This window comes from Desulfobacula toluolica Tol2 (assembly GCF_000307105.1).
Lineage (GTDB): Bacteria > Desulfobacterota > Desulfobacteria > Desulfobacterales > Desulfobacteraceae > Desulfobacula > Desulfobacula toluolica.
This window is the reverse complement of sequence record NC_018645.1, coordinates 402,833-416,760: the sequence shown is the minus strand read 5'-3', so window position 1 is coordinate 416,760 and position 13,928 is coordinate 402,833. Positions and strand designations below refer to the sequence as shown.

11 protein-coding genes are annotated in these 13,928 nt (G+C 40.2%); 4 read left to right on the top strand and 7 right to left on the bottom strand.

The annotated features are described in order from the left end of the window. Positions 1–79: 79 nt before the first annotated feature. Positions 80–1,453: a TrpB-like pyridoxal phosphate-dependent enzyme gene (locus TOL2_RS01875; protein ID WP_014955863.1), complete on the bottom strand. Its 1,374-nt coding sequence runs from the start codon at positions 1,451–1,453 to the stop codon at positions 80–82. 314 nt (positions 1,454–1,767) lie between these two features. On the opposite strand from TOL2_RS01875, the gene TOL2_RS01870 reads away from it, so the two are divergent. Then, the gene (locus tag TOL2_RS01870; protein ID WP_014955862.1) at positions 1,768–3,477 is read left to right on the top strand and encodes a YgiQ family radical SAM protein; all 1,710 of its coding nucleotides are present in this window, start codon (positions 1,768–1,770) and stop codon (positions 3,475–3,477) included. Here TOL2_RS01870 and TOL2_RS01865 read toward each other — a convergent pair. Next, complete coding sequence (locus tag TOL2_RS01865; RefSeq protein WP_014955861.1) at positions 3,474–4,529, bottom strand: endonuclease/exonuclease/phosphatase family protein; 1,056 nt, start codon at positions 4,527–4,529, stop codon at positions 3,474–3,476. The two genes, TOL2_RS01870 and TOL2_RS01865, sit on opposite strands and share 4 nt — an antisense overlap. Before the next feature lie 360 nt (positions 4,530–4,889). Between TOL2_RS01865 and TOL2_RS01860 the strand changes: the two genes are divergently transcribed. The 3 genes from TOL2_RS01860 (at position 4,890) to TOL2_RS23340 (ending at position 10,027) form a co-directional block, all read left to right on the top strand. Beyond that, positions 4,890–6,551, top strand: a complete 1,662-nt coding sequence (locus TOL2_RS01860; protein WP_014955860.1) for a response regulator — start codon at positions 4,890–4,892, stop codon at positions 6,549–6,551. A 160-nt stretch (positions 6,552–6,711) separates the two neighbouring features. After that, positions 6,712–7,803, top strand: a complete 1,092-nt coding sequence (locus TOL2_RS01855) for a response regulator (protein ID WP_014955859.1) — start codon at positions 6,712–6,714, stop codon at positions 7,801–7,803. 256 nt (positions 7,804–8,059) lie between these two features. Then, positions 8,060–10,027, top strand: coding sequence for a PAS domain-containing hybrid sensor histidine kinase/response regulator (locus TOL2_RS23340; protein ID WP_014955858.1), 1,968 nt, complete (start codon positions 8,060–8,062; stop codon positions 10,025–10,027). A gap of 208 nt (positions 10,028–10,235) precedes the next feature. On the opposite strand, the gene TOL2_RS01845 is transcribed toward TOL2_RS23340, so the two are convergent. The 5 genes from TOL2_RS01845 to TOL2_RS01825 form a co-directional block, all read right to left on the bottom strand. Continuing rightward, positions 10,236–10,655 (bottom strand): hypothetical protein, encoded by a 420-nt coding sequence (locus TOL2_RS01845; RefSeq protein WP_014955857.1) that lies wholly within the window; start codon positions 10,653–10,655, stop codon positions 10,236–10,238. A 286-nt stretch (positions 10,656–10,941) separates the two neighbouring features. After that, the gene (locus TOL2_RS01840; RefSeq protein ID WP_014955856.1) at positions 10,942–11,388 is read right to left on the bottom strand and encodes an adenine nucleotide alpha hydrolase family protein; all 447 of its coding nucleotides are present in this window, start codon (positions 11,386–11,388) and stop codon (positions 10,942–10,944) included. Positions 11,389–11,400: 12 nt separating this feature from the next. Beyond that, positions 11,401–12,306, bottom strand: a complete 906-nt coding sequence (locus TOL2_RS01835; protein ID WP_014955855.1) for a BUD32 family EKC/KEOPS complex subunit — start codon at positions 12,304–12,306, stop codon at positions 11,401–11,403. A 3-nt stretch (positions 12,307–12,309) separates the two neighbouring features. After that, entirely contained in the window at positions 12,310–12,876 is a 567-nt protein-coding gene (locus tag TOL2_RS01830; RefSeq protein WP_014955854.1) for a GAF domain-containing protein, read from the bottom strand. A 129-nt stretch (positions 12,877–13,005) separates the two neighbouring features. Further along, a complete protein-coding gene (locus tag TOL2_RS01825; RefSeq protein ID WP_014955853.1) occupies positions 13,006–13,917 on the bottom strand; it encodes a proline dehydrogenase family protein in 912 nt (303 codons plus the stop codon). Between the last annotated feature and the right edge of the window lie 11 nt (positions 13,918–13,928).

The following is a 13,928-nucleotide window of genomic DNA, read 5'->3' as shown; positions in this document are numbered from 1 at the left end:
GAGGAGAAACCATCCCCTGAAATACTGATCTGGTATCCTGATCTGATATAATGGGGATGGTTTAAGCTATACAGGCTATCTAAATTTTAGGAACAGGATTTCCACCCATACTTATTTTTCTTGATTCTTCAATTTCTTTCTCAGACATTGAAATATTATGAAGATCACCTGCCATATATTTGGCATATCCGTTAAGATCCATGAGTCCGTGACCGCTTAAATTAAAAATAATGGTCTTTTCCTCACCTGTTTCTTTGGCTTCAAGGGCCTTTCTAATAGTGGCTGCAATGGCATGGCTGGTTTCAGGTGCCACCAGAAGCCCTTCTGTTCTGGCAAAGGTCATGGCAGCTTCGTAACACTCAAGCTGCTGAATTGCCATGGGGGTCATCAGTCCGGCTTCAACCGCATGGGATACCAGTGGTGCCATGCCATGATAGCGTAACCCTCCGGCATGAATGGGAGCCGGAATATATTTGTGTCCCAGTGAATGCATGGGCAGCATGGGTGTCATCTGGGCTACATCCCCGTGATCGTAGGAAAAGGGGGTTGCAGTTAATGTGGGGCAGGAAGCCGGTTCCACAGGAATGATTTCAATATCAGCCCCATTGATCTTATCGTGGGTAAACGGAAATGCCAGACCTGCAAAGTTACTGCCGCCACCTGCACATCCTATGACCGTATCCACTTTTTTAATTCCGGCCTTTGCAAGCTGTTTTTTGGCTTCAAGACCGATAATTGTCTGATGCAGCATAACATGATTCAGGACACTGCCCAAGGCGTAACGGGTCTGCCCTGATTCGTCGCCCACAGCCTGTTCTATGGCTTCACTGATGGCAATACCGAGGCTGCCCGGGGTATCCGGAGTCTGTTTTAAAATTTCACGTCCGACAATTGTTTCATTTGACGGACTGGCGACACAATTGCCGCCCCAGGTCTGCATTAAAACTTTTCTAAACGGTTTTTGCTCAAAGCTGACCTTTACCATAAAAACCTTGCATTCAAGTCCCAGGAGCGCACAGGCATAGGAAAGCGCCGAACCCCACTGGCCTGCACCGGTTTCAGTTGTCAGGCGTTTGATTCCGAACTCTTTATTATACCAGGCCTGGGCCACTGCGGTATTTGGTTTGTGACTGCCGGCAGGGGAAACACTTTCATCTTTGTAAAATATCTTTGCAGGGGTTTTCAGAGCTTTTTCAAGATAAATCGCCCGGTGAAGCGGAGATGGCCTCCATCTGCACAGCATATCCAGAATACCGTCCGGGATATCAATCCATCGTTCCGTGCTGACTTCCTGCTCAATAAGGTTCATAGGAAAAACCGGGGCCAGCATCTCCGGGCTGATGGGCTTGCCGTCCGGACCCAGAGGCGGATTAATTGTTCCGGGAAGGTCTGCGGCTATGTTATACCATTGACGGGGAATTTCATCTTCATTTAAAAATATTTTTTTTTGCATTTTTGAGACTCCATATAATGTGTAGTTTTCCATCATGTGATGAAGGGAGTTCAGTACGATCCGTACACACCTGTTTTATAAAAAATTATTCCACATTGTTTCTATATGCAGAAACATTTTTTGTCAAGCAAGGTTTGAAAAAGCAACAAAAAACAACTATTTTTGCTAAACAAGCCAAGTCCGATATGTTTTTCACAGGCATGCCTTCAGGATACAGGGATCATTACCGGGATTGTAATCCAAGAGCTTCTCCTGTATGATGCACCCAGTTAAAAATGTGATACAAACAAACTTCTACAAAACAGGCATCAACCATGTTTCTTCCCACAACCCCCAAAGAACTTGACCAGCTTAACTGGCCCAAACTTGATGTGATTCTTGTCACAGGAGACGCCTATATAGATTCACCGTTTATCGGTGTTGCCATCATCGGCAAGGTCTTGGTTGACAAAGGATTTCGAGTGGGAATCATTGCCCAGCCGGACATGAACAGCAAGACAGATATTTCAAGACTTGGGGAACCCGATCTTTTCTGGGGCATTACCGGGGGGTGTGTGGATTCCATGGTGGCCAATTACACGGCTTTGAAAAAAAGAAGGAAAAAAGATGATTATACCCCGGGAGGCATGAATACCCGGCGTCCTGACAGGGCTGTAATCGCCTATTCCAACCTTGTCAGAAAATACTTTAAAAAAACCAGACCAATTGTTCTGGGCGGAATTGAAGCAAGTTTAAGACGCGTCGCACATTATGATTTCTGGTCAAACAAAATGCGGCGGTCTATCCTGTTTGATGCAAAAGCAGACTATCTTTTGTTTGGAATGGCCCACAGCACCATCGTCAAATTTGCAACAGCTTTAAAAGAAAACAAACCTCCAGAGGTCTTGAATGGTGTTGCCTTTATTTCAAAAGAAAAAAAAGGAAAAGAACTGCCCTCCTTTGAAGCGGTACAAAAAGACAAGAAAGATTATATAAAAAGTTTTCATATGTTTTATCAAAACAATGACCCCATAACAGCACAAAGACTTTGTCAACAGCACAATGACCGCTATCTGATCCTCAACCCGCCCGAGCCCTTCAGTACCACCAAAGAACTTGATCATATCCATTCACTGGGATTTGAAAGGGACCTTCATCCTTTTCATAAAAAGGCTGGAACAGTCAGAGCGCTGGATACCATACGATTTTCCATTCCTACCCATTATGGGTGCTATGGAGAGTGTAATTTTTGCGCTATTTCAGTTCACCAGGGCCGGACGATTCGGTATAGAAGCGAAGAGTCGATTATAAAAGAAGCCGCAGACATCTCACATCTTGAGGATTTTAAGGGTTATATTACAGACCTTGGAGGCCCAACGGCAAACATGTACGGGTTTGAATGTAAAAAGAAACTTAAAAAAGGTGCCTGCCTTGACAAGCGGTGTCTGTTTCCATCCCCCTGCAAAAGCCTTGCTCCTGATCACTCCAATTATATACGCCTGATCCAGAAAGTTGAAAAACTGCCTGGTATTAAAAAGGTTTTTATCAGCTCGGGCATCCGTTATGATATTATATTAAACGATAAGAAAAACGGGGGTGCATACCTTGAAAAAATCGTAAACGATAATGTTTCAGGGCAATTGAAAATAGCGCCGGAACATACCATGCCCCATGTATTGAACTTAATGGGCAAGCAGCCGGTTGATCTGCTCTTGAAATTCAAGTGGCAATTTGATGCATTGTCTAAACAATCAGGAAAAAAACAATTTTTAACCTATTATTTGATCGCCGCCCATCCAGGATGCCGGATGAACGACATGAAAGAGTTGAAAAAATTTACCACACAAAAGCTTAAGGTCACACCGGAACAGGTCCAGGTTTTTACGCCGGCCCCGTCAACCTATTCGACTCTGATGTATTACACCGGCCTGGATCCTTTTTCCATGACGCCTTTGTTTGTTGAAAAAAATCCAAAGGAAAAGGAAAAGCAGAAAAAAATTGTTACTGTTAAATCGTATAAACCGTACGGAAAGAAAGGGAATTAAACGCCATCCTTTAATTTTATTTCCAGTTTTACCGGATTGTGATCCGAATGTTTAAAATCAAGATAAACGCCGTGGACCTGTTCGATGTCAATATTGGGTGATACCAGGAAAAAATCAATCACTGTTGTCAGGGTTGTTTTTTCATCATATGGGGCAACAAGACGCCTGTTGGTTGGCATTTTTTCATCATAGGCCCATTTCCATCCGGGCAGATACTCTTTTTCAATGTCCATACGACTTTCATTGTCCATGAGGTTTCGTTCAAAGTCAGGTTTAAAGCCAGGGGGACACTGGTTCCAATCTCCTCCGACGATCACATGATTGCCTTTTTTATATTCACGGATCAAAAAATCCTTAAGACAGGCCATCTGACGCTGCCTTAAGGTGCCGTCGTCATAGGCGGAATTGTGGGTGTTGACAACCACCATCTCTTTTTTTTTCTCAAGCCTGTATCGTGAAACCATAAAACACCTGTCCAGCATGAACAATCCCTGGGGCCATGCATAGTTTCCCGGAAAAGAATGCCGGACAACAGACACAGGTTCAAACCGGGATAATGTCTGTAACCCGGCCAGAACACGACCAAGTGGATCAAACACAGGAACCGGCACAAAAAACACATCATAATTTTTCCCGAAACTGGAATGATATTGGAGAAATATTGTTGACAGAATTGAAACCTCATCCATGGAATAGCTTCGTTTGGAATTTTGATCCACTTCCTGCAATAAGAAAAAATCAATGTCCTTTTGGCGGGCGACAAATTGTTCAATGGCCAATATATTCTTTGCCACGATCTGTCTAGAAGGCCGAACCTGTTTTCCGCCATCATAAAAAAAATCCATATCCCGGTCCAATCCACCATATCCGATATTCCAGATCATAAGCCGATAGCTTTTCTGTTCAGAAACGACAGGGGCATGTTGATTTTCAAATATCCGGGTTGTCGGATCAGGCCTGTAGTCCGACCAGGTGGCATACCCGATAAGACCGGCAAATCCCAACACCAAAACACAAACAAGTCCAAAAATAATCCTGATAAATTTTTTCATGCTGAAACCATAAAATATTTGCTTTTCAGAGTCAATATTCAAAATGTTTGACTGATTCTGCTAAAAGTGTGTTTCAGAACTTGAACCTGGAGAATCTATTGTAAAAATTTCGATTTGAGAATCAATAAAAAAGAATACGGATGGTTTAACATATATTAAAGGTCATTTGATCCTTTCGGGTTGACAGGTTTGCCTGGAACCTTATAATATTACTCAACAAGCTAAGATATTCTGATCTGTTCAACTTCATGTTATAACCGGTAAAAATCGTTTGTTCACATCTTCTCATATATTCATGGATAAGCGGCCTTAACCGGAACAAAGGACTTTATAATGTTCAACAGATGACAGGAGGCGAAAATGGTCGATTTCACAGCACCTGAAAGCACCATTATGATTGTTGATGATGAACAGGAACATATTGAGAGCCTGAAACAGATACTGGATCAGTTCGGGTTTAACCTGCAACTGGCACTCAATGGATACAAGGTGTTTGAGCTTTTGGAAGACACGCTTCCAGATATCATTCTTCTGGATGTATTAATGCCTGAAATGGATGGGTTTGAAGTATGTCGCAGACTCAAATCAAACAAAACAACTAAAAATATTCCAGTTATATTAATGACCTCCCTTACAGAGACGGTCAACAAAGTCACAGGCCTTGAACTGGGAGCAGCAGACTATATCACCAAACCCTTTCAAAAAGAAGAGGTTTTGGCCCGCCTGAAAGCCCATTTTGTGATGCGCCAACTCCACCTGCAACTGGATAAGACACGGCAGACGCTGGATGACGAGGTTTCCCTGCGAACCATGGAACTTACCAAGTCAAATGAGCAATTAAAAAAACAGCTGGCTGAACATAAACGAATGGAAAAAATCCTCAAGCAGGCCCAGAAAATGGAAGCCATCAGCACATTGTCCAGTGGAATAGCTCATGATTTTAATAATATTCTTTCCATTATCATCGGATATTGCGAAATGGCAGCCATGGAGAAACAGCCGGATGATTCAAAAATCGGAGACTGCCTGGAAAAAATCAGTTCAGCGGCTTTCAGGGCCAAGGAACTTGTTCAGCATCTTTTAACCTTTTGCCGGCAGACAGAACAGGAGAAAAAACACATTAAAATCACCCCGATTTTAAATTATGTTCTAAATTATCTTAAAGCCAATTTTTCCAGCAGTATTGAAATCAAACAAGAGATCCGGGAAGAAACAGGTACGGTTCTGGCTGATCCGGCCCAGATTCATCAATTGATATTAAACCTTTGCCAGAATGCAGGCCAGGTCATGACAGAGGATGGCGGAATGCTGAGCATTGGTTTAAAACAGATTTTTTTAGATCCGGAAAGCGTGTCTGAATATCCCAATCTGGTTTCAGGTCATTATGTCAGCATTGTTGTTGAGGATACGGGTCCGGGTATGGACCAGGAAATTGTCGAACGAATTTTTGATCCGTATTTTACGACAAAAGAACCAGGAGAAGGAACAGGACTTGGTCTGGCAGTTGCCCAGGGGATTGCCGTCAGCCATGGGGGAACAATAGTTGTAGCCAGCCAGCCTGGAAAAGGTTCTTCATTTGAAGTACTTCTTCCCTGCAGACAGACTGAAAGTTATAAGCCCGATATCAAAGGAGATCAAACTCTTCCAAGGGGCAGCGGGAATGTGTTGTTTGTGGACGATGAAGATGCCCTGGTTGATTTCGGCAAAATTGTCCTTGAAAGAGTGGGATACAAAGTTGAGGGATATACCAGCAGCATTGAGGCATTGGAGGAGTTCAAAAAAACGCCACAAAAATTTGACCTTGTTATTACCGACCATATCATGCCTAAACTGCAAGGCATGGAACTGGCAAAAAAAATACTGAAAGTGCGCGGCAATATCCCTGTGATGTTATGTACCGGAACCAAAAGCGAGGAATTGATTGAACATGCCAAAGCCGCAGGAATTGTTGAAGTTATTCAAAAACCAATTCCCATGAAGACATTGATCAAACTGATTAACAACATACTTGCAAAAAAATAATATAATTTTTATTTTATTTATGGTCGCCTGTGCAGTTAACTCAAAAAAATGAGTTGTTGAGTTGTTTTTCAAATTCAACTTGACTTTAATGCGTATTTGCTATTTTAAATTGAGAGGAATTTTGTATAATAATTTTTAAATTTAAAAATCAAGGCCACCCATGATAAATGATTTTGTTGTCGCAGACACTCAAAAAAATGCCAATATCTTAATTGTTGATGATGAACCACTTATAAGAGATTTGCTTAAAAACGCAATGGCAAGAACAAGCTATCCTTGTTATTTTGCAGAAAATGGTGAAGAGGCATTAAAACTTTTTTCCGAAAATACGTTTGATGTGGTCGTGACTGATATTGACATGCCTGTTATGGATGGTATTGAGCTTGCCAAAATCATTAAATCGCAATTTACTACAGACGTGATTGTCATGACAGGCCAGATAAGCAGTTACCATTATGATGAAATCATCAGTATCGGTGCCAGTGATTTTGTTGAAAAGCCTTTTTCACCCAAAGAGATGATTCTCAGGGTTAATCGTGTATTACGAGAAAGACATCTGAAGCAGGAAGCAAAAAAAGCCCACAATGAACTTAAAAATTCCTATATTGATTCTGTGCATCGCCTTGTCATGGCAGCAGAGTATAAAGACGAAGACACTGGGGATCATATTATCAGAATCGGTCAATATTGTTCACTCATGGCTGAAAAACTTTCTCTTTCCGAAGAGTTTATCGAAACCATATCTTATGCCGCGCCTATGCATGACATTGGTAAAATAGGCATTCCTGACAAAATTCTTCTGAAACCGGGCAAGCTTACCAATATTGAGTTTGAAACCATAAAAACACATCCGCAGATCGGGGCAAGACTTTTATCCCGATCCAAATCAAAAATTTTACAGATGGCCCATGAAATCGCCCTGAACCATCATGAAAAATTCAATGGGAAAGGGTATCCTAATCAAGCAAAAGGAATTGATATTCCTATCTCCGGACGAATTACAGCCATAGCAGACACATTTGATGCGCTCACCTCAAAACGGCCTTATAAAGACCCTTATCCTCCCGAAGTCACCTATAATATAATGAAAAAAGAAAGGGGAGAACACTTTGATCCGGATATTCTTGATGTTTTTATGAACAATTTTGAACAATTTCTGGACATCCGGGGAAAGGTTCAGGCGTTTGAAGGTAAACCCGGCCAAAGTTTCAAACTCAGTGAACGGGATAAAATAAACAGTAAAAAAAAATGACCCCAATCCGCAGGAACCAATGGGTTCAAGCTTATTTTATTATGCTTTTATCAATGTCTTGAGCATAAAAAATAATTTCAACAAAAATCCAATGATGCAAGTCTGACAAATTCCAATGATCAAATCCTGTTTTTTTATTATTTTCTTGACATGGGCAAATATTAATAAGATACTTCGAAGGTTATTCTTTTATATTATAGAACGTCTTAATTTTCTATCTGGAATACAGATCTATTCATGGCGGATACCATTTAAAATGGAACAAAATCAGTATAAAGAGCTTTTTAACCGGTCGTCGAACGCAATTTTAGTTATCATTGACGATAAGTTTTTTGACTGCAATGCAGCTACCCTGAAACTGCTCGGATACAGCAACAAACAGGAGCTGCTGAACAAGCATCCATCTGATTTTTCCCCCGAAAAACAGCCTGACGGAAGGTTTTCCCATGAAAAGGCCAATGACTTATTCGATATTGCCTATAAAAAAGGCAGTATTCGGTTTGAATGGGATCATAAAAAAGCCGACGGAACAATTTTCCCTGTAGAAGTCCTGCTGACAGTTATCCCCAACGGAAGCAAAAAAACATTTTATGCTGTCTGGCGGGATATTTCCGATAAAAAATGGTCTGAACAAATTTTAAACAGTATCATCAATGCAATTAGCGATCCTATTTATGTAAAAGATGAAACGCAAAAATATATTGCTTTGAACGATGCCTTATTAAATCTTGTCGGGCTATCCAAAGAAGATATGATGAACAAATCAATTCATGATATCTTTTCGCATAAAAGGGCAAAAATAATTCGGGACAAAGACGATACTGTTTTCAATTCAGGTATTGAACATACAAATAAAGGTATAATTACAGATGCAAAAGGACACAAACGGATTATTTCTACGAAAAAAGCTGTTTTCACAAATGAAGAGAACAAAAAAATTTTAGTAGGCGTTATCAAAGATATTACTGAACAAGTGGAAAATTATAAGGAAAAAGAAAAGTTAAAGAATCAACTGCTCCAGGCTCAGAAAATGGAAGCCATGGGGACTCTTGCAGGTGGAATAGCTCATGATTTTAACAATATTCTTTCCGGCATTTTCGGATATGCCCAACTTGCGAAAAATCATGTCAATGATCCTGAAAAGGCAACAATCTATATTAATGAGATCATCAACGGAGCCAATAAAGCAGTTGAATTGGTTCAACAAATTCTCACCTTTACCAGAAAATCAACACAGAAAAAGAAGCCGCTCAGAATATATATTGTTGTAAAAGAAGCCATTAAATTGCTCCGGGCATCAATACCCGTAACCATAACCATCAAGGAAAATATCCATTCCAGGGCCAAGGTGATTGCTGATCCTGGTAAAATACACCAGGTTGTTATGAACCTTTGCACCAATGCATACCAGGCTATGATAGATACCGGCGGTATATTGTCGGTTGAGTTGAAGGAAATTAAAATACAAAATCAAAGACACACTCCCCGGTTGAATTTAATGCCTGGCAATTATATCCGGCTTGAGGTTAAAGATACGGGTCAGGGAATGACCCGGAAAACAATGAACAAAATATTTGAGCCGTATTTTACAACCAAGGCGGCCAACAATGGCACCGGCATTGGGCTTTCCGTTGTGCATGGTATTGTCGAAGAACACAATGGCTATATAGAGGTTGACAGCCGGAAAGGACAAGGGACTTCTTTTAAAGTTTTTTTCCCGATAATACAGGAAAAAACAGTTGTGGAGACTGCAAAACCCGAAAAAAATATTTTATCTCAGGGGTCGGAAAAAATATTATTGGTGGATGATAATAAAAACATTCTGGACACGACTAAAAAGATCCTAGAATATCATGGTTACAGAGTAAAATCCTTTTCAAATGTGATGGATGCATTTCAAGTATTTAAGAATAATCCGTTAAAATTTGATCTGATTATTTCAGATGTGACAATGCCCGGCATGACCGGGGATATTTTTTCAAGAAAGGTTTTGGATTTAAGGCCTGATACTCCCATCATACTGTGTTCCGGCTTTAATGAAAACATTTCTGAAAAAAAGCTGCAGGATATCGGTATCAAAAAATTCTTTCAAAAACCGGTAGCCAGCAATGAACTGATCTCTGAAATACAACACATATTCTCATACAACAATGAACCAGCCAGTAAAAATATTTCAGAATGTTTTTCAAGATGCAACAATCTTATTCCCACACATCAACATTAAGTGGATTAGCATCCAAAAATAATTTATCCCCTTATGGTTTTTATATGAAAGTCTTCAAAAATCCAAACCGTAACTTTCATGTTTTGTTGTGGGCAAATCTGATCTAAAGAACAGGTCTGCCCGTGGCAGTTTATATTGTATGATTTTTTTTACAAAGGAATCAAAAGAGGTTTGATCTTCTAATCCCTTTGCCGGATTAAATCAAGGGTCAGGGAAATTTAATAGAGAGCTTTTTATGATCTTCCTTGTCTTTAAGACTGATTTTAAGCTCAAGGCTTGAATCTCTTATGCCTAAAGCCAGCGTGCTTTTGCCCTTTTTATCTTCAATGTGTGTAATCTGTCTTATAGCTTTAAAAATACTTTCGGCAACATCAGCCCCAGGTGAAGGAATATTTGTATCACGATATTCTGCCACCACTGAGACAGTACCGTCATTGGCCTGTTTGATGGATATTTTTTTGGCATTGCTGTTTACACCGTGAAGTGCTGCCAGTGCCAGCCATTTCAAGGCCGACTCCTGGGTGTCTTCATCGTTTTTCAACTCTGACATCTCTTTGAGAGGATCAGTTGTTGCAAAGCAGTCGCATAGTTCCTGTACTTTTAAATGTACGTTTTCGGTATCTTTCATGTCTAAATCTCCTTATAAAAAGTCACGGGCAGACCTGGCTGTTTTTTACAAAAATCTGGTAATCCTGATTTGCCCACAACAAATAATGAAAGCCCCTGTGTGATTTGTTTAAGACTTTCTTATAAAAAAAAGAAAGGATTGCCGAATCCTGTTTTTAAAATATAAGAAGAAATCCAACTTATTCAATATATTAATTATTTTTTTAAAGAAGATATCAATTTTCATGCATAGATGATGGTATTATTTGGGCTTGATCACAACATCAGCCATTGGAGGAGCAGTTTTTTTATTTCCCCTTGATGATCAAAACACAGGTATTTTCAAGATACCTGATCAGCTTGGTGCAAGGGTCCCCTAAAACAAATTCTTCAGCCTTGGACATCCTTTTTCTTCCCAGCACTGCCATGTGATAATCTCCTTTTTTAAACTGGTCGATCAATCCTTCTGAAACGGTTGGATATGGGGTCTCAATTAGCTTGACTGCTACCTGTTCCTCTTGATAACCATTTTGGATCAGAATATTCTTTGTCAGATCCAAAAGATTTGCAAACCTTTCAATCTGCCGGAAAATATAGTTGTTTCCCAATAATTGTTCGCTGTTCGTGGCCTTTCTAAAGACATGCACCAGAGTAATAGTCAATTTTGCCTTGTCAAAGGGCAGAATAATAAACCGGTTCAAGACCTCCCTGAAAATAACGGAATCACTCACTCCTATCAAAACATTTGTTTTCAAATCCCCCCCTTATCAAGAAAAAGCCTGTAAACATCTGTTTAAATCCTCAATGATTTCGTCTATGGTTTCGTACATGATTTGGGCCCCATGGGAAAAATGCCTGAGAATATTGTTAAGCGTCTGAGGAATCTGAGGATATAGTTTTCGTAAATTAAACAGCCGTCTGTTATCCAGCAATGAAAAATCGTCAGGGCTGATTCTGTCCACCAGATCCTTATAGTCGCCGGAACGATTCTTTATATTGTAATACACATGGAACCCCTTGCCAATGGCATAGCACAATATGTTCCCAAGTCCGAACAGGTCCAGACTGAACGGATTTTCATCGGTTTTGTAATCATAGTCAAAGTCGATCCACACAAGATTGTTGGAGCAGGCCTCCCGGATAACATGGTCGTTTCTGATATCGCCATGTGTATACCCGTTTTCATGAAGAATCCGGACAGCTTCAAACAACCGGACCAGTTCTTTTAAAATTCCTGGAAGGTGTGTTTTAAAATACATATCATAAGGCATTTCAAAGGTCCCGATATAATTTAAAAAATTTTTCCCTCGGACTGCATCCAGGACTCTAACATTATTGTGCTGATTGTCCCTGTAAACCATGCCCTGCATGAAGTAGGGATGGCCTTTGATCAGGTCCAGGATTTCACCTTCCTTTTCAGGATTTCGAAAGCACTGGATATTAATACCTCCCAGGGTAATTTTAAATGTTTCAAAAAAAGACAGCTTGATGTATTTGATTTCGTCCGTATCCAGGTCAATGGCCCGTTTTACCCAGAATTTGGGATCTTCGATGCCAAATCGCATCTCCCGTGCATGGCCGATGACCTTGAATCTTTTTTGATCAACATGAATTTCATCCCCGGAATCAATGGAGTAAAAATCCGATGTGTCTGTGACAATTTTTTTTGCCATAAATCAAGGCTCATTTAAAATTCTAAGGGGCAGGTCCTGCATGGATGACCTGACAGAGGCGATAAAATTTCTAAGCCCCTGATTATCGATTGCCAGACCCAGAAATTGACCCAGGATGAGAAACAACTCAATGTCATCTTCATTGAATTCAATCAATTGATTGTTGTAGATGCGCATCTCTCCAATGGTGTATTTTCTGTATTTGACCGGAATAGCCAGCATGGAAACCAGATTTTCCTTTTTTGCGGCATCAGGATATTGTACCCGGGTATCTGTTTGCAGATCAAAAATCAATACCGGCTCTCCTTTGACAAAAGAATTGCATTTGTCATCTACAAACACCGGGCCCTTGGTCAAATAATCGTCACTTAATCCAAAGCTGCCCATCCTGAAAAGCTGGTTTTCCCTGTCATCAAACAGGAGTATTGAGCAGGCCCTCATATCAAATTCCCGGCAGATATCTTCAACCAGATGAACCACCAGAAGGTCCAGTTGGGTATAAGCAGATATTGCTCTTGCAATGGTTTGAAATTTTTTCAGGGTGAATCGGTTTGATGGTTTACCATTCATGACATATCCTTTGGCTTGATTTGATACCGGTTCGATGAAAAAAAACATCTGAAATAAGAATTAAGATGGGATTACTATACCATAACCCGACCTGTCATGACAACGAACCTTTTATAATGATAATCGTTTCTAATGGCTGAAAATATTTTTAATTCCATTGGTGAAAATATAGCTGACCATTTTGGGATTTTCTTTTAATCGCCGGACAGAGTATGCAAACCAGTCTTTTCCAAATGGTACATAAACCCGAATGGAGTGCCCGTGATCGTGAATAATTTTTCGCAGATCTTCTTGTACTCCGTATAGCATTTGAAATTCATATTTTTCTTTTGAAACTCCCAGTTTGTCAATAAGCTTCATGGCCTCAAACAAAAGCTTTTCATCATGGGTGGCAATGCCTGTAAAACAATTATTTGACAGCAGTTTTTCCATCAGATAAGCATAACTTGAATTGATGATATTCATATCTTTGTATGCTACTTTTCGATCTTCCCAATAATAAGCACCTTTGCAAAGCCTGATATTGGCATGGGCTTGGATCATGCCGTTAATATCTGCAATAGCACTTCTCAGATATGCCTGCATCACAATACCCACATTCTCAAACTCTTTTTTAAGCTTTAAATAAAGATCAATGGTATCCTCTTTCAAGCTTGTATCTTCCATGTCAATTCTGACAAATACCATATGTTTCCGGGCATGGTCGATCAGGTCATGAAGGTTATCAAAACAGAACTGCTTATTGATTTTAAGCCCCATTTGGGACGGTTTTAAGGATATGCCACTTTTCAGATTTCTGTTATGGATTTCTTTGATGGCTTTTTTATAGACATCAACTGCTGCCCGGCAATCTCTTTTTTTTTGGGGATCTTCCCCTAAAAAATCCAGGGTGACATCAATCTTCAGATCATTGAGTTCCCTGGTTTTTTCAAGAGCTTGCGAAAGGGTTTCACCGGCGATATACTGTTTTGCAAAAATTTCAACCAGGGATTTGGGAACCAGGAAAAGCAGTTGTGCAATTAGCCTATTTAACCGGATCATGGTCCCCCCTC